Source organism: Clostridium sp. AM34-9AC, assembly GCF_003480225.1.
Taxonomy (GTDB): Bacteria; Bacillota; Clostridia; order Lachnospirales; family Lachnospiraceae; genus Acetatifactor; species Acetatifactor acetigignens.
Window position 1 is genome coordinate 196,409 of record NZ_QUIU01000003.1, and the last position, 17,680, is coordinate 214,088.

The 17,680-nt window shown below is 47.7% G+C and carries 15 protein-coding genes; all 15 read left to right on the plus strand.

Annotation, left to right across the window (positions count from 1 at the left end; genetic code table 11):
* The first annotated feature begins 17 nt into the window (after positions 1–17).
* The 15 genes from DW835_RS03105 (at position 18) to DW835_RS03175 (ending at position 17,672) form a co-directional block, all read left to right on the plus strand.
* A complete protein-coding gene (locus DW835_RS03105; RefSeq protein WP_118501954.1) occupies positions 18–275 on the plus strand; it encodes a hypothetical protein in 258 nt (85 codons plus the stop codon).
* Positions 272–595 carry a hypothetical protein gene (locus DW835_RS03110; protein WP_118501955.1) on the plus strand — a complete coding sequence of 108 codons (324 nt, stop codon included), beginning with the start codon at positions 272–274 and terminating at the stop codon, positions 593–595. The genes DW835_RS03105 and DW835_RS03110 overlap by 4 nt, the downstream gene beginning before the upstream one ends.
* On the plus strand, positions 595–2,619 hold the full coding sequence (ligA, locus tag DW835_RS03115) for an NAD-dependent DNA ligase LigA (RefSeq protein ID WP_118730670.1): 2,025 nt from the start codon (positions 595–597) through the stop codon (positions 2,617–2,619). Before DW835_RS03110 ends, ligA begins: the two co-directional genes overlap by 1 nt.
* Positions 2,620–2,729: 110 nt before the next feature.
* A complete protein-coding gene (locus DW835_RS03120; RefSeq protein ID WP_118730671.1) occupies positions 2,730–4,847 on the plus strand; it encodes a hypothetical protein in 2,118 nt (705 codons plus the stop codon).
* Entirely contained in the window at positions 4,844–7,318 is a 2,475-nt protein-coding gene (locus DW835_RS03125) for a hypothetical protein (protein ID WP_118730672.1), read from the plus strand. Before DW835_RS03120 ends, DW835_RS03125 begins: the two co-directional genes overlap by 4 nt.
* The gene (locus tag DW835_RS03130) at positions 7,311–7,940 is read left to right on the plus strand and encodes a hypothetical protein (RefSeq protein ID WP_118501961.1); all 630 of its coding nucleotides are present in this window, start codon (positions 7,311–7,313) and stop codon (positions 7,938–7,940) included. Before DW835_RS03125 ends, DW835_RS03130 begins: the two co-directional genes overlap by 8 nt.
* Before the next feature lie 225 nt (positions 7,941–8,165).
* Positions 8,166–8,855: a response regulator transcription factor gene (locus DW835_RS03135; RefSeq protein WP_039959333.1), complete on the plus strand. Its 690-nt coding sequence runs from the start codon at positions 8,166–8,168 to the stop codon at positions 8,853–8,855.
* Positions 8,852–9,883, plus strand: coding sequence for a HAMP domain-containing sensor histidine kinase (locus tag DW835_RS03140; RefSeq protein ID WP_118555897.1), 1,032 nt, complete (start codon positions 8,852–8,854; stop codon positions 9,881–9,883). The genes DW835_RS03135 and DW835_RS03140 overlap by 4 nt, the downstream gene beginning before the upstream one ends.
* Before the next feature lie 130 nt (positions 9,884–10,013).
* Complete coding sequence (locus tag DW835_RS03145) at positions 10,014–10,274, plus strand: hypothetical protein (RefSeq protein WP_118555899.1); 261 nt, start codon at positions 10,014–10,016, stop codon at positions 10,272–10,274.
* Between the two features lie 121 nt (positions 10,275–10,395).
* Positions 10,396–10,812, plus strand: a complete 417-nt coding sequence (locus DW835_RS03150; protein WP_077138744.1) for a hypothetical protein — start codon at positions 10,396–10,398, stop codon at positions 10,810–10,812.
* A gap of 293 nt (positions 10,813–11,105) precedes the next feature.
* Positions 11,106–11,771, plus strand: coding sequence for an ABC transporter ATP-binding protein (locus DW835_RS03155; RefSeq protein WP_003501940.1), 666 nt, complete (start codon positions 11,106–11,108; stop codon positions 11,769–11,771).
* Between the two features lie 14 nt (positions 11,772–11,785).
* Positions 11,786–14,170 (plus strand): ABC transporter permease, encoded by a 2,385-nt coding sequence (locus tag DW835_RS03160; RefSeq protein ID WP_118730673.1) that lies wholly within the window; start codon positions 11,786–11,788, stop codon positions 14,168–14,170.
* Between the two features lie 77 nt (positions 14,171–14,247).
* Positions 14,248–16,632 (plus strand): FtsX-like permease family protein, encoded by a 2,385-nt coding sequence (locus DW835_RS03165; RefSeq protein WP_118730674.1) that lies wholly within the window; start codon positions 14,248–14,250, stop codon positions 16,630–16,632.
* 132 nt (positions 16,633–16,764) lie between these two features.
* On the plus strand, positions 16,765–17,088 hold the full coding sequence (locus DW835_RS03170) for a PadR family transcriptional regulator (protein ID WP_002578897.1): 324 nt from the start codon (positions 16,765–16,767) through the stop codon (positions 17,086–17,088).
* Positions 17,085–17,672 carry a DUF2812 domain-containing protein gene (locus tag DW835_RS03175; RefSeq protein ID WP_002578898.1) on the plus strand — a complete coding sequence of 196 codons (588 nt, stop codon included), beginning with the start codon at positions 17,085–17,087 and terminating at the stop codon, positions 17,670–17,672. The genes DW835_RS03170 and DW835_RS03175 overlap by 4 nt, the downstream gene beginning before the upstream one ends.
* Positions 17,673–17,680: the final 8 nt, after the last annotated feature.

Sequence of the window (17,680 nt, forward strand, 5' to 3'; positions counted from 1 at the left end):
CAAGGAAGGAGCAGAGCATGAAACAAATTGGAAATCTGGCAGTGGTTTGCGCCAGGCGACAGGATGTGCTGCTGCAGGTTGGCAGTGAAAAGGTATGTGTCCATGTGGGAGCCGGACCAGAGCGGAATACGCTTCACGCAGCGTGGGACGATGATGACGCCATTCAGCGTATTGTCCATGAATTGAATTTTGGCAGGTATGCAGCCGGCAGAAATGGGCTGCATACCGCACAGCAGGATTGCCCTGTGGGGCGGGGAAAGGAGAAAAGCGCATGATCAAAAACCTGAATCAGCTGCGCAGGACACTTCGGGAAGGGACGCAGTTGGAGATATTGGATCACTGCCGGCCGGAATGTATTGGACAGATACGGAACATTACGCTGGTAAACACGCAGGGCTTTTATAGTACCGTAGCGAATCAGCCAGATGCGTCTGCCAACAGAGGGAACGGCGGCCGCGGCCCAATCCTTTGGTGGGGCAGAGCCGCCCACTGGCAGTTTACAGACGGTGTTTGCAGTGTTTTCGACAGTGAACAGAAGCATACGGAAGAAGAACTGGTTATGTCCTTCCGGGTACTTGAAAAGGAGGCAGCATAATGGAACGGAATATTTTTGAAAAGCAGAGAGAATTGAATGACCGGCTCAACCGTTATCGGGATGAGTATTATAACCGCAATGCGCCCAGTGTGTCAGATGAGGTCTATGACAGACTCTTTGACGAGTTGAAAGAGCTGGAACAGGAAACGGGAATCCAAATGGCAAATTCGCCAACCCAGACAGTAGGCTATCCTGCGGTAAGCAGACTGGAGAAAACCAGACATGAGATCCCGCTGTTGTCTTTGGATAAGACTAAGAGCAGTATGGTTCTTCTGAATTTCATGGGTGAGCAGCAGGTGATGCTGATGCTCAAACTGGATGGCCTGACTGTAAAGCTGACCTATGAGAATGGAGAACTTCTGGAGGCGGCTACCCGTGGCGATGGTGACGAAGGGGAGATCATTACCCATAACACCCGAGCCATCAGCGGTATTCCTTCCCACATTACCTACAAAGAGAGACTGGTTGTGACGGGTGAGGGCTTTATCAGACCCAGTGATTTTGAGGAACTGAAGACCAGCCTGCAGGACAGCAGCGGTAAGCCCTATAAAAACGGCCGCAATCTGGCTGCTGGTTCCATCCGTCTGATGGATGCCAAGACATGCCAGGAGCGTCGGCTGGTTTTCATGCCGTTTGGTGTGCTGGAGGGCTTTCCGCACCTGACCCGGAAATCAGATAAGCTGCGGGAATTGCGTGCGCTGGGGTTCCAGCCCTGCAAGTATCTGGTCACAAAGCAGAAACTGACATTGGAAAATGTGGAAGCCGGTATTTATCAGCTGAGGCAATATGCCACTGACAAAGATATCCCCATTGACGGTATCGTGGTTTCGTTTAACGACATCGCCTATGCCCAGAGCTGCGGCCGCACCGGACATCACTATAAGGACGGTCTGGCCTATAAGTTTGAAGATGACCTGCATGAGAGCCTGCTGCAGTACATCGAATGGACGCCGGGCAGAACTGGAGAGATTGCTCCGGTAGCAGTGTTTACGCCGGTGGAAATCGATGGCTGTGAGGTCAGCAGGGCCAGTCTGCACAACCTGTCCTTTATTGAGGATCTGGAACTGATGGCTGGAAATCGGATTCTGGTAAGCAAACGAAACATGATCATTCCCCACGTGGAAGAAAATCTGGACAGAGGCGGCTTCTCTATGGTGGATACGATTCCCCGTGTTTGTCCCTGCTGTGGACAGCCTACCCGCATCCATGAATCAAGTGGAAAGGGCGAAAATGGCGAGGATCGCATCATCAAGACGCTGTACTGTGATAACCCTGACTGCGAGACACGTCGGCTGAAAAAGTTCGTCCATTTTGTCAGCCAGAAGGCAATGGACATTGAAGGGCTGTCGGAGGCTGCATTGGAAAAATTCATCGGTCAGGGATTTATCCATAGTTATCTGGATATTTACCGTCTGGATCGTTACCGGGCTGAAATCGTCCGCATGGATGGGTTTGGTGAAAAGTCCTGGCAGCGCCTTTGGGACGCTATCCAACAGAGCCGAAACACCACCTTTGAGCGGTATCTGATTTCTATGGATATTCCTATGATCGGCAACACTGCCAGCAAGGTATTGGGTCGTGTGTTCCACTATGATTTGGATGAGTTTCGGGATGCGGTCTATGGCGGCTATGATTTCCGGCAGCTTCCGGATTTCGGGGAGACATTGCATAACAATATCCACGACTGGTTCTGTGTAGAAGATAATTTTTGTATTTGGGAGGAGTTACAGACTATGATGAATATTCAAAAGCCTGCTGTGGCAGAACACAGCGAAGACAGGGTGCAGGATAATCCCTTTGTAGGAAAGACTATCGTAGTTACCGGCAAGGTGGAACCCTACACCCGGGACGGAATCAATGACCTGATCGAATCACTGGGCGCCCATGCCGGCAGCTCGGTGTCCAAGAAGACGGATTATCTGGTCTGCGGCGAAAATGCCGGCAGCAAGTTATCCAAGGCCAGGGATTTGGGCGTTACAGTGCTGTCGCCTGCGGAGTTTTTCAGTATGGCTGGTGCTGAGTAAGATAATATAGCATACCATCGGTGTGCTGTCAGTTAATCAATGGGGAGAGAGCCGAAACAGGGCTCTCTCCCCATATCTTTTATGGAAGATTTCAAGTAGGAGGGATTTTAATGCATATCGACAGGATACCGGTTTACCGGGTATATCAGAGGGCTATTGATTTGGAGCTTTACCATTCCTTTGCCGAATTGGTAGTACAGACTTCTCAGGACGATACGGCGAGAAGGACTTACCGACAAACAAGGGCGATGCAGATATGGCAGGTGGAAACGGATGTGTCCGGCTATTTTGAACCATACCATTTGCGTTACCCTGGCGAGGTGTTGGAGCGGTTTGAGGAAAAACTGGGCGATGATGTCCAGGTGTTCCGCGCTCTGGCCCTGGCGCTGGGAAATACCTGTGCGATCCAGTCTGACAATATGTTTGTGGGTAACCAGCGTGGAGCATTCCTCCAGAAATTGCGACGGTCTGCCGGAGAAGATGTGTACCTGCAGGGCGCTCTGTATCTTTTGGAAACAGATGCGGCACAGCGCCATGCCCTGTTGGAGAAACTGGCAGAAAGAGAGTATATGAGAACGGAAGAAGCCCTGTTTGTACTGTCGCTATTTGATGATACGGAACGCGGCTATGAGGCGATGCATACCCAGCTGAGCCGCCTGTTTACACAAAATCGAACACTTTCTCTGGTATATGATTTTGGTGTGCTGGAATGGTTCATCCGGTTCTATGCAGAGCAGGCAAAGAAATACCGCGGGAAAGCCGACCTGGTGCTGCGCACGCTGATGAAACTGCCGTATATGAATGTGAAGCCCGACAGCCGCGAATTTTCGGTTTTGACTAAAGCAGGGTATCGCTGCGATGAAATCATTTTGGCAAACTCTCTCGCTGTATGGGCGGACAGGCTGCCGGATCGGTTGAGTTCCAAGAGCATCACTGCCGAGAAAATCGCAGCGGCGTGTGGGCGGATGCTTCTGAATGCTCCAAAGGATCTTTCGGAAGAATTTTATGAGTATCTTGGCTGGCTGTTTCGGTTCTATGACAGCTTTACGGTCAAGTACGAAGGATTTCAGGGACTCTGGGAAGCGGTTCAATATGGTTTGAACCCCACAGCGCCGAAAACACTGTTATGGATGAATCAAACGATACAGAAAGATTTTCCGTACCGATTTGATGTGTTTGATCCTCAGTACGATGATCTCGCGAAGGAACTGGAGCGGGATAACTATATGGAGTTGTTTACCTTGCAAATGCTGCATTCCAGGCAGGCGATCCCTTTGAAACAGTGGCTTTCCAGATACCAAGAACTAACCGGAGCCGATTATGGAGAATATTTCAGAAGTTGCCATAAGAACAGTGGGCGGGCGTTTGCCTTTCTGGTGGAAAGGAAAGAAATCGATTTATGGGAGTTTTTTGAGCAGCACAGGGATGGTGGCGAATACGCGCCACAACTGAAACTGCTGCGGGAGTATGCCCTAAGAATTTCGAGCTGGAGATGTTTCCGGTTTGTAGAGAGGTTGCTGGCTGAGTATACTTTTCCCCATCTTCAAACGATTTTTGGTGAGCGGTTTTACTTTCACGAATGCTTTGTCAGAAGTGAGGGGTATTACAGCAGAAGAGAATATAAAACATACATCAGCCGGCCATTCCTAACTGCAGAGCAGCAGCGACAGCTTTATGACTGGGTGGAGCTTTCATTTTTCCAAACTGAGCCGGAAAAATATGAGGACTTCGTTTTAAGTGCCTTAAAAGCACCGGAGATCCAACGCCTTTATGATAAAAAAGCGCTGGCAGCGGTGTTGCGGCAGTTTTTTCTCCACAGCGAGTATAACGGCTATGAAATCAACCGGCTGAAGGAAACATTCTATTCCAAGGAAGAGTTGGAGGATGAGCGCAGAGTCGAAGCTGAGAGAAAGGAGCAGGAAAAACGACTGGAGCAGGAAAAACGAACCATACAGAAACGGGAAAAACTGCAGCAGCTTTATAACGGCAGCGCCGAATCTCTGGTTAAATTCATTGGGGGATATTATCATCAGGACGAGAAGAACGAGGTGCTGAATATGGCGTTTGACAAGCTGGTGGAATGGCCTGTCGGTTGTGTACGGACGATGGAAGCCAAAGGCGCACATGCCTTTTTTGAACTGTGTGGTGAACTGGTAAAGTCTGAACCCCGGCCAAGGCATGAGATTTTGAATATGGTACTGACACTGATCGGAGGTGAAGCAGCATGAGAAATACATTAAAACATCTGACCCTATTGACCAGAATGAAAGATGACGGATTGCTCCCGGCGCTTACAGGCAGCTTTTCAGAGGATGCCATAGCGCAGGCATGTGGACAGGTGGAGACACTTCAATTACAGGAACGGCTGCACATCCGAAAGACAAAGCGGATACAGGAAGAACTGGTTCGGGTGCCGAACTTTGCAGCACTCTATGGTGCGTTGTGCAGGCAGGAGATTGGTGATGAAGAAATTGCTTCGGTCTTAGAGTCGGCAGACGGGTATGGAGAGAGACTGACAGCGTATCCCCAAGAGCAGGTGCTGGCAGTCATGGAATTGGAACTGTTGCCTTCCCTGCGGTTTGAATACCTGAAATACTATTTTCCCTTTGTGATGTATGAAGAAGAGGAGCAGGTCATATTGGATAACCTGCAGACTTTTCCCATTGCGGAGTGGAAGGGACTTTCCATGCTGACGGAGCACCAGCGGGATATGATGCGGCAGCCGTTTCTTGGTTCGTATCTGTTTTGCTGGCATCAAAATGAGCGGAAAGCTCTGGAACTGTTGGAACAGAATCGTCCGCTCCAGAGAGTCTGCATCTTGCTTTATCGGCAAGGTGTGCGGCTGTTTCTGTCAGTAGAGCGCCTGAAAGATCTCCGGTGGATGAAAATGACCGATGTGGGAAAATTCCGCCGGCTGTTGGCTGTATTTGAATATGATGCAGAGGATTTGTCTGCTTTTTTTGACCTCTGGCTGGACAACCATGCCGGACAATACGACCTCAACTGGTTTATCTCCCAGCCACATCCTTTAAGCAAGGAACGAAGGAAAGAAATTTTATGCAACCAACTGAGTTATTTGAATGCTCTGTATGCCGGCAGGCTCCATTTGGATTTTAATGCAATCCGACAATTCCAGTTTTCAATTCTCATTTATGCAGTGGAGCATAGAAAAAAGCATTTTCTGGATTTGGTGGATCAGAACAGTGAAGTGTTCCTGTCCTTGGGGAGATACTCACTTTTGTTTGAGCCAGGCTTTTGTGAGCATTGCAACATCAATTCTCTGACGCTGAAGAATTTGAAAGCCAGCGATTCTGTGAACCGCAATGACAGCTTTTTTACGCTTCTGGAAGAAGGGCAGCAGTACACCTTCGAGGAAATGTATCAGCTCTGGCATCAGAAAGAGGTTTACGTTCGGCTATACACCATGCTGACACCTCTTCCTGTGGATCAGCGTTTGCTGACACTTCGGCAGCTGATAAAGCGGGAGCTGGTCAGCCAGTATACAGGAGATACAGAGCTGGAGCAGCTTGGAAAATGTCTGTTGGAAAGGCCATTTAGCGAATGGTACCGGAGTTCATTTGGACATATCCGTGGACTGACCCGGAGGACTGCCATGGAACTGTTACAACACTATACGAAGCTGCAGACATTCATACCGGCTTTCACTGCGGAGCCGGATGCGGTATTTGCCCTCAACAATATGACGGCTCTTTTGGAAAGGACGGATTGGAAGCAGGTACGCAAAGATATTCTGACAACAGATGCAGACTGGCTGGAACTAAAAGACAAGCTGGTCTTCTCGGATGATTTTGTGGAGCAGAACAGGGAGACTGTCACGGAGTTTTTACTGCGGGGTGACGCGGCTATGGTACGCGCTCTCTATGGGGAACTGGACGGGCAGGAGTTGGCTGTTGAAGCGCTGCGACGGATCGTACAGGCTGAATTGATGGGCCAGTTCTATAAACTCAAATATTTTGCCGGTGACCTGCAGCGTGAGATCCGCTACCCTGTCAGCGAGATGCAGGAGAGCCTCTGGAAGAAAAATCTTTCTTTGGCCCGAGGTGCATTTCTGGCAGAAGAGGTGGATGATTTTTACCACACTCTGCGGCTTGGGGAGCTTCCTCATGGTACCTGCCTGTCTTACCGTACTGGAAGCCAGAGAGAGTGCCTGTTAGCCGCCTTTGACTCTAACAAGAAGATTATTCTTGTGAAAAAGGATGAAACAGTGGTGGCTCGCGCCTGCCTCCGTCTGACAAAAGGTGCATTTCAAAAACCACCTGCCATCGATTTTTCTTTTGCTGATTTGTCGCAGGAGAACACGGCTACCGGAAAGTCTGCCGCAGGTGAGAAGGCTGTGTTATTCCTGGAGAGTGTTTATACTTCCAGACTCAATGATATTGAAAAAGAGGAAGTAATGAAACTGGCAGTTTCCCTGACAACACAGAAAGCGGCAGAGTTGGGTGTTGTGGCGGTACTTGCAAGAAAGTATCTTGGTTGCTATGAACGGGATGAGTATGTGCTTGCACCGTTCTATGTGTACATCTCAAAATCCAAAAACGGATGGCAGTATCTGGACTCTCTGGGCGGAGCGGCATATACCTCAGCAAAAGAGGAGTATGTAGAGCATCCATTCCTGGTCACACAGACTGCCATGCATCATACAGGGGCAAATAACAGAAACGAGGTGGATTATGAATAATAGGACAATGGCAACGGTTTATGTGGATCGGGATAGTATTTCCCTCAAGACCCGCTCCAGAAATGGCTGTTCGCCGCAGCAATTTATTATTTTGAAAAAGGAACTGCAGCGGCTGGAGGAGAAGAAGTATTTGATCGCCAAAGATATTCATTCCTATGCAGAACTGCGGCTGTGTGATGCCGTAGACGGTGTCAAAGTGCTGGAGTTTTCCTTCACATGGCTGAAGGATGCTGGCAGAGACAGCGTTTCCGGCTATACCGAACGGATCAGGCTGCCCTATGAGCCGTTTCGCGCATATGCGGCAGGTGAGGAAGAAACCGTTGATGGAACACGGTGGCGGCTGCTGTCCATTCCGGAACAGAACCGGCCAAAGCTAGAGTTTCACAGCCGGAAAAATCTCAAGGCCGTAGTGGAAAATCCTATCCTTCGGCACAAACTGGGGAAGTTTCTGGACCAGCACTTTAACTGGTACAACTATGAGCGCATCGTCCTGACGGATGATTACCTGCCTTACAGCTTCTTTTTTGAGGGCTACATGGTACAGGGCGCAAAGACTTGCGGTGGAGTAATCCTGCATGGCGAAGAGAACATCCAAACGGCGAAATACGGGATACATACATAAAAATCTATAGGAAGATTTTATACATAGTCAACACCGCCGCAATCGTATAGTTTGCGGCGGTGTTCTTGTTGTCCAACATGACATTGAAATTCATATTTTTATTCTTGTGCTGAAAAGTAGGCTATCCTATAATTAAAAAGAAAAATATCGGATTGGGACATTTCTGCAACATTTGATGTTTAGAATATCAGTATGATCGGAAAATTGGGAAAGGAAGTGAAGGCTTTGAAGAAGATTTTAATTGTAGAGGACGATCAGCTTTTGAATCGGACCCTGGCATATAATCTGACCTCTGACGGATATGAGGTCATTTCGGTTTTTAATTTTGACAGCGCGGTAAGAAAGCTGCGGGAAAATGAATTTGATGTGGCACTGTTGGATATTAACCTGCCCGATGGCAGCGGACTGGATTTGTGTGAAGAAATCCGGAATCGCGGTCAGCATACCTATATCATCTTTATCACAGCCAATGATAAGGAGAGCGATATGCTCAAGGGCTATGAAGTCGGCGGCGCAGATTATGTGACCAAGCCCTTTTCTGTGACGGTGCTTTGCAAAAAAGTAGCGGCGGTTTTTGCAAATCTGGAACTGCGGACACCCCGGCATGATCTGTTTGATGATGGCTTTCTGAAAATTGACTTCTCCGAACAAAGTGCGTCCCTTGCCGGAGAATCCCTGGACTTTACACCGAAGGAATACCGCACCCTGTTCCTGTTCGTAAAGAACCCCCGGATTATTCTGACCAAGCGGCAGATTTTAGAGAAGCTGTGGGACATTGATGGGGATTTTGTGGATGAGCATACTCTGACGACGATCATCAGCCGTATCCGTAAAAAAATCGAAACAGACGAGCGGAAATATATTAAGACAGCTTACGGCATGGGCTATCAGTGGATCGGCGGTGAGCCTCGATGAAGCTGCAAAATTTATCTGTCAGGGCATTTTTGAGAAAAATTGTGGCGGGGACTCTGCTCACTGCCGCTTTGCTGCTGTTGATTTTTTTCCTATTGACGAAAGATGTGCGTGTTGTCATCTGCGGCATTATTTTGACAGCTGCATTTTACATTTGGGGCATGGTTTTTCTGCACTATTTTCAAAAGAAACTTTCTCTGTTCACCGATGGTTTGTGCCAGACATTGGATCACATGATGGACAGTACAGACTGGCCCCAGGTAGACTATGAAGCGGAAACACTGCTGTCTCGGATTAGCCATCGTCTGGAACGGCTCTATAATGTGATGCAGAAAACCAGACATACGGCAGAGGGAGAAAAGGAAGAACTGCAATCCCTGGTATCAGATATTTCCCACCAGACCAAAACCCCCATCGCAAATTTGAAGCTGATCAACGATACGATGCTGACAAGGCCATTGACAGAAGAAAAGCGTAAGGAGTTTTTGCAGGCCACAGGCACACAGCTGGATAAACTGGATTTTCTCATTCAGGGAATGGTGAAAACCTCCCGCCTGGAAACGGGTGTCATTACGCTGGAGAAACAGGATGCTGTGATCGGGGATACGCTGGTGAGCGCCATCAATGGTGTTCTGGCTCCGATGGAACAAAAAGAGATCAGCCTGTCGGTGGACTGCCCATCTGATCTGACAATATCCCATGACAGCCGCTGGACTTCCGAAGCATTGTTTAACATTCTGGATAATGCGGTAAAGTACACCTCTGCCGGTGGCAGCATCCAGGTGAGGGTACGGGATTGGGAAATGTATTTGAGGATAGATGTGACAGATACAGGCAGAGGCATCCCGGAGCATTCTCAGGGCACGATCTTCAAACGCTTCTATCGGGATGAAGCGGTGCATGATATAGATGGGGTCGGAATCGGCTTATACCTTGCCCGTGAGATCATTACCATGCAGGGGGGCTATATTACCGTTGAGTCTAAAGTTGGGGAAGGATCAACTTTTTCCGTGTTCCTGCCCATAAAATAATTCTGAGGCAGTCTGTTTTGGCAGGCTGCCTTTTTTTTGAAAAATTTTTAGAGGGCAATGGATTTTAGGACAATTCTGCAACATTTGGGATTTATGCTGACAGCAACATTATGAAATTGGAGGTGGCCTTATGGAAATCACAAAGACATTACTCATCAATGCAGCTTGCTTGCTGATCCCGCCGGTCGTTGTTGTTCTGCTGCTCCGGCACTTCTTTCCAAGAGAAATCAGATGGTCGGCTGGTGTGGTGGCTCTGGTAGATCTGGTGGTCTTCTGGACAGATATTTCTTATTATGAGAGCGTTTGGCTGACGCTGTTTTTTGTTGTAATTCAGTTAGCAATGGTTTTGCTTATATCTATCCGGCTTTATAAAAAAGACACACGAAAATGAATTGTCCTAAAATTGAAGCAATTCACCATGGATTTTCATGCCATTTAGGACAATTCTGCAACATTTGCCCTTTACTCTTTACTCAACAAATTAAAGCACACTTATAACAGGAGAAAACACCATGAAAAAAATCAATTTTTGCAAAGCAACAACAATCATTTTAATAATCAATGTTATTTTATCTATTGTTTTATTTTTCGTTGTTCCTGATAATATAGCAATTCAATGGGCAGGTACATCCCCCAGAAATGCAGTAGATTCTTACTATATATTTTTAGTACCGGTATTGTCAGTGCTTTTTGCTTTTGCTGGAAAACCTATTTTTACAAGGTTCCTGTTTAGATTGTGGAATAGAACTAACGAGTATTTAGTGGCATACCTAAATTTGTGTCTGCAAGTTGTATTTCTTACTTGTGAAATCTATATCGGGTTATATAACTTATGTAATTTTAATGTTGCCATTAGTATAATTCTCATTGTGGAATTTATGATAAATGTGGTGATTGGATTGAAATTATTTCACAATCAATCTATCTAAAAAATCGTGTAGTATGTTTCGGCGGACAGTTATTTCTGGATGCCCGCTGTAAATTTTTTTGAAATGTCCGAGCGTTGTAACATTTCTCGGACATTTGGGTTTTATAATGATCTTATCAACAAAAGCAAGCGTATACATGAAGCAATGCAATAAAAAAGTTGCTTGTTCAATAAGAATATGAATTGTCCTAAAATTGAAGCAATTCACCATAGATTTTCATGCCATTTAGGACAATTCTGCAACATTTGCTCTTTACTCTATACTCAACAAATTAAGAAAGGCAGGTAACTGTTATGAAAATTTTGCAGACAACTGATCTTAAAAAATACTACGGCACAGAGCCGAACATTACCCGCGCCCTGGATGGCGTGAACTTCTCTGTGGAGGAGGGCGAATTTGTGGCGGTGGTCGGCACTTCCGGCTCCGGTAAGTCCACCCTGCTTCACATGATGGGCGGTTTGGATACCCCCACCTCCGGCAGCGTGATGGTGCGGGATAAGGAGCTGGCGAAGATGAACGACGAGCAGCTTACCATATTCCGCCGTCGCAATATCGGCTTTATTTTCCAGAACTACAATCTGGTGCCGATCCTAAATGTTCATGAGAACATCGTTTTGCCCGTGGAACTGGATGGGGATACGGTGGATCAGAAATTCATGGCGGATGTGGTGTCCATGCTGGGACTGGAGGATAAGCTGAAGAATATGCCAAACAACCTCTCCGGCGGCCAGCAGCAGCGTGTGGCTATCGCCCGCGCTCTGGTGTCAAAGCCCGCTATCGTCCTTGCCGATGAACCCACTGGAAACCTGGACAGCAGGACCAGCGCCGATGTGTTGGGGCTTTTGCAGAGAACGAGTCGTGAATTTAACCAGACGCTGGTGATGATCACACATAATGATGCCATTGCCCAGCTTGCAGACCGTATCGTGCGGATTGAGGATGGCAAAATCGTTGGATAAAGGAGGTGGCAGACATGACATTGCCTTTTGAAAATGATACAGGGCCGGTCATTAAAAAATTGGCGTCACGAAGCATTCAGACAGATAAGCGGCGCAACCTGTTTGTGATCGTAACGATCGCTCTGGCAGCCGCTTTGATGGCAGCGATTTTTTGTGCAGGAGCGGGAAGTGACAGAAAACTGGAGGCGGACATTCGGGGACAGTATCAGGCGGTTGTGGTGAATTGTGACCGTGATACGATTGAAAGACTGAAAGACTGCCCGGAAGTGGAACGCTGGGGCCTTTCCCAGAATTACGGTTCTGCCCGCTATGGTGACAGCGTTCTGACTGTGGAGTATGCGGATGCCAACTGGATGGAATTGGGTAAGAAGCCTTCCTTTACTGGGACACTTCCGCAGGCTGCCAATGAAATTCTGGTAGAACGGGCATTTCTTGATTATTTTGAAATCCCCGCAGAAGTCGGGCAGACCATAGAAGTGAATCTTGGAAACGGAAAGCAGACCTATACCGTCAGCGGTATCATGGATGTGGAGAATGACTCCCGTATGTTCCAGCTTTATGTATCTGAAGCATTTGTGGAGGAGATGGCGCAGGGAGAGCCGCTGTTTGAATTTCGGCTTCGTTATACTGGTGCTGATAGTATGGAGCTGGAGCAGCTCAAGGCGGATATTGCAGCATTCCTTTCTGCCAACGATGTCTCAGAGGATCAGATTTTTTACAGTTCCAACTATTTCGATATGCAGGGCTTTAAGTCCGGTGTGATGAAATATTACATTCCCGTGGCAATCCTTTTGCTGGTTGCCTGTGCCGTGGTCATTTACAGTATCTTTTTCATTTCCGTAAAGGGCAAAATGCGGGAATATGGACGCCTGAAAGTGATCGGCACAACACCAAAACAGATCCGGCGGATCGTGCGGCGGGAGGGATTGCTGTTATCTCTTTGCGGTATCCCACTGGGGCTTTTGGTTGGAGGGGCTATCGGGTTTGCTATTTTCCCGGCACATTGGAGCTGGATGGGCAATCTGCCCTATCTGGCTGCGACCGCAGCAGCCTGCGCCCTGACGGTATTTCTGTCCATTCATGCGCCTGTCCGCATGGCGGCGAGGGTATCCCCAATCGAAGCGATCCGCTCCAGTGGTTATGAAACGGCAACAGACCGGAAGGATCAGAAAAACCACCGCATTACGCCGTTCTCCATGGCACAGATGAACTTTAGGCGGAGCAGGAAAAAGACGGTCATCACTCTGGTATCTCTGGGATTGACGGGTGTGTTTCTGGTAACAGCCGCTACGGTACTCAACTCCATCAGTCCCGAAAAGATGGCGATAGAAGCCATGGGAGATCACTGCAACTATGAGGTCAGCTGGATGGATTCGGGAGGCGCGGAAGGATTGCCTGCCATCGCGCGTGAAAATCCATTGACAGAAGAACTTCGTCAGGAGCTTCTTGCCATAGATGGTGTGGAATCTATCACCAGCCATGAAGTAACATCCGCAACGGTGAAATTCCCCCAGGAAAGTGTTGCATTAAAGTTCCCTGTATTTGACAGAGAGCAGATGGAACAATGGCTGCCGGAGGAAAATCTGGAACAGGGCAGCGTAGATTATGAGGAGCTTGCCGCAAACAACGGTGTGATCGTGACTGATTCGGAAGATCATCTTTTAAGTATGTTTTATGGCTATACGCCTGCGGTCGGGGATGTGCTGACCTTTGAATCCATGGACGGTAAGGCCATAGAAGTAACGGTCATGGGGATTGCGAAACCGTCAGTAACATCAGGCACCGGCGCATGGGGCCTGTTTACCCTTACAGAAGAACTGGCCGATCAACTCTACCCGGATATTGAGAACAGGGAGGCCGTTTGGAATGTCCATACCTCGGAGGACTCGGATGCGCTCAGGGCGTCTATTTTCAGCCTGCTGGAAAATCCGGTGCTGACGGTCTTTTCCAGAGCAGACCATGCGGCATCCCTGGAATCGCAGCTAAAGATGATGACCCGCGGTGTTTATCTGCTGCTGGCGTTCCTGTTTGTGTTCTCCATGGTAAATCTGGTCAACACCCTGATGACCAATCTGCTGGCAAGGCAGCAGGAGCTTGGGATTTTGCAGTCTGTGGGAATGACCGGAAAGCAGGTTTCCCGTATGCTGATCGCAGAATGCCTGTGGTACGCAGGGGTTACGGTATTTTTGTCAGTTGGCATTGGCGGAATCCTGGGCTGGATTTTTGACTATGTGATCAGCAGCTTTAATATTTTTGGGGAACTGTCCTATCAATTCCCTTTGATGGAAACGGTTGTTTTTGTTCTGGCACTTTTGGTCGTGACCGGAATTTTCTCTGTGGTTGCTGTCCGTTACTCTAAACGGCTTTCCCTTGTAGAGCGGATCAAGACCATGGACTAACCAGAAGCGGCGGCTTCCGATGTGAAGCCGCCGCTTTGCTGACAGCAGAAATATAAGACTTAAAGGAGATGATCAAAATGACAGTACCATTTGAAAATGATACAGGAAATATTGTCAGGAAACTGGCAAGAAAAAGTTTGAAAAGCGAAAAACGCCGGAATTTGATGGTGGTGATCGCCGTTGCGCTGGCATCCTGTCTGATCTGTTTTTCGATTGTGATGGCTTTGTCTACCCGGCAGATAGAGAAAAATCATGTGGAGGATACTTATGAGGCGGTCTATACCAGGATTACTGAGGAAGATGTGTCCACCCTGAAGGGGCTGGATGACTTCTCAAGGGTAGGAGAGTATTATATGCTGGCTGTGGAACCTGCAGAGCAGGGATACAATGCCTCCTATATCTATTGTGATGAGGAAACGATGTATATTGCCCGTGACCAGATGAAGCTGCTGGAAGGCCGACTGCCCCAAAAGGAGGATGAGGTGGTGGTGAGCCGTTATTTCCTTTCCAACTATGCTGCAGACGCCGGGATTGGCGAAAAGGTTATGCTAAGCAGCGAGAGCTTTCACGGAGAATACACGGTGACTGGCATTATGGAAGGCTATAAGGAAAAAGAGGTAAATGGATCTTCCATCCTTCTTTCCAAAGAAGCCCTGAAAGGATGGAGCGGCTATGACCCCGCTGATTATCGAGCCTATGTGCATTTTAAGAATGAGCAGCAAATGGATGAAACAGAGCTGACTGCCCGCAGCAGGGAGATTGCCAAGGAATATCAGCTGGAAATGCCGATCATGAACCTCAGCTATATGAAGTTCTATAAGCAGCCTGTGAATGTCAGTATGCTGGCGCTGGTTGCCGGAATTGCAGTTCTGGTCATCATCGGAGGGTATGTTGTGATACAAAGTATCTTCCGAATTTCTATCAATGATAAAATCCAAAGCTATGGACAACTGCGGACCATCGGCACAACGCCAAAACAGATCCGCCGTATTGTCAAAAAAGAAGGCCGTTTCTTAGGATGGGCTGGCATTGGTATCGGTATTTTGCTGGGATGTGCAGCCGGGTTTGCACTGTTTCCCCGTGGGTTTAATCTGCTATTTTATGCAGCCGCGATTGTTTTGACTGCACTGCTTGGCTGGTTTATGGTATCCATTGCGATCCGCAGACCGGTAAAGATTGCCGCCAGTATCTCCCCGATTGAAGCAGTCCGCTTTACCGGCAATCAGAGCGGAAAGGCCCACACACATAAGAAGAATATGCGGTTAAATCCCCTCTCCATGGGAATTGCAAATTTCAGGCGTGACCGCAAAAAGACGATCAGTATCGTGGCTTCCCTGAGTCTGGGCGGGGTGATCCTTTTGGTGACAGCTTCTATTCTTTTGGTTCGTTCGCCGGAGCGGATCGCAAGACAGTATTTTCCGGATGGGGATTATAAAATCTATATCCATTCTGAAAAAACAGAATATGAGGTGATGTCAAAAGGAAATCCTTTGAATGAAGCGCTTCGGCAGGAGGTGCTGGCCGTGGATGGCGTAACAGATGTGATAGAAAATCGTCAGGCGGTTCATGTGCGGTTTGAAAATGAGGAAAGTTCTTCCGGCGGAATGTGTGATCTGTTGAGTGACCGAAACAGGGATCAAATGGAAGCGGCGCTTGTGTCCGGAACTTTACCTCAAGATTCCCATAGTATTGCACTTGATATGGCTTATGCAGAAGATATGATCGGTGTAGATGTGGGGTCAGTTATCAAACTTACCATAGGGGATCAAGAGATTCCTGTCACTGTTTCCGGTCTGCTCATAAACGATGGGCTTAAAAATGGTCATGGTCCTCTGGCATTGGACAGCACCTGCATTGTTGCAACCAAAGAGCTATTTCAGGAAGCAATGCCTATGATCGATTGTTTTGATTATTCCTGGAGCATTGTCAGCGATCCCCAAAAGGCGGAGCAGATTGAAAACAGTCTGAGTGCGATCATTTCTTCCAATCCGGATCTTGACTTGGATACCATTGGGATACATAAGGATTATGAGGAAATGGAAAACAGGGTCGTTTTTGGAGGTTTTCAGGCGCTGTCCTGGCTGGTGTTCCTCTTTGGCGTGGTCAATCTCATCAACACCACCCTCTCCAATCAGATGTCCAGAAAGAGGGAAAACAGCGTCTTTCGCGCCATCGGTCTGACCAGAAAGCAGCTCTGTCAAATGACCATCTATGAGGGAATTTGCTATGCGTTTTCTGCTGCGCTGGCAACTCTGGCAGTCGGCCTCCCGATTGCAATGATAGCTGCTCGAAAATTCAGCGAAATGACTTTCCATGGAGCGATCATGCCATATTCCTTCCCCTTCCTGCAAATGGGGCTGTTCGTTCTGGTGCTGTTTGGCCTGGAGGTCATCCTGTCCTTCTGGACAATGCGCAGGCAGAAAAATCAATCGCTTGTGGAAGAAATGCGAGCGATGGAATAAGCATATAGGATCGGCGGGGCGGCGTGTGCTGCCCCGCTTTTTAAGTTTGCTGTTATATTTTGGATCATTATTGACTTCTATTACGGTTAGTGATATATTTATTACAGTAACCGTAATAAGGAGGCAGGTGTTATGCGAGACAATGCGAAAGGCGGTGCGCTCACAGAGGTGACATTCTTTATTTTGCTCTCCCTTTATACCCCGAAACATGGATATGCTGTTATGCAATTTATTGAAGACAATACAAAAGGGCGGCTCACGCTGGGGGCAGGTACTTTATATGGTGCGTTGAACTCGTTGCAGGAAAAAGGCTGGATTGCACCTTTTGGAGATAGTGCGGGACGGAAAAAAGAATATCTCATTACAACGCAAGGAAAAGAAATTGCAGAAAAGGAGCTGATAAGGCTCAATGAACTTGTAGGCGTGGCTAATGGAATTATTGGAGGTGCGGTATGAGCAAAAAGTATTATCGTTTCTTTGGCGGTTTGTTGACTGCCCAGGAACATTGGCTGAATAAAATGTCTGAAAAGGGCTATCGTCTGATTCGGGCGGAAAAAATGTTGTATGAATTTGAGGAGTGTAAACCGGATCAGGTAAAATACTGCGTGGAGTTTATCGGGCAAAAATCGAAGGCCAACGCATCCGATTATCATGAGTTTTTAGAGGGGATGGGTTACAAAGTATTTTATAAAAACATCAACCTGAACTACTCTGTTGGTAAAGTACGCCTACGGCCATGGGCTGAAAAAGGCGGACGCATAGCAACAAATGCCACCACCTTTAATCGGGAACTGTTGATCGTAGAAAAAGATAATGACGGTAAGCCGTTTGAACTTCATACTTCTTATGAGGACAAGGAAAACTATTACAGAAATCTGCGTAATCCGTGGTTGCTGATATTGCTCATGTTCGCAATATTTGCGGTTGCAAAATGTTCGGTAGTTTTTGGTGTGCTTGCCCTGGTTTCTCTGATTCCTGTTCTCGTATATCAAACCCAGGTTATGCAGAACAAACGCGAAGGTAAGACAAAAGAATGGTGAGGTGTTTA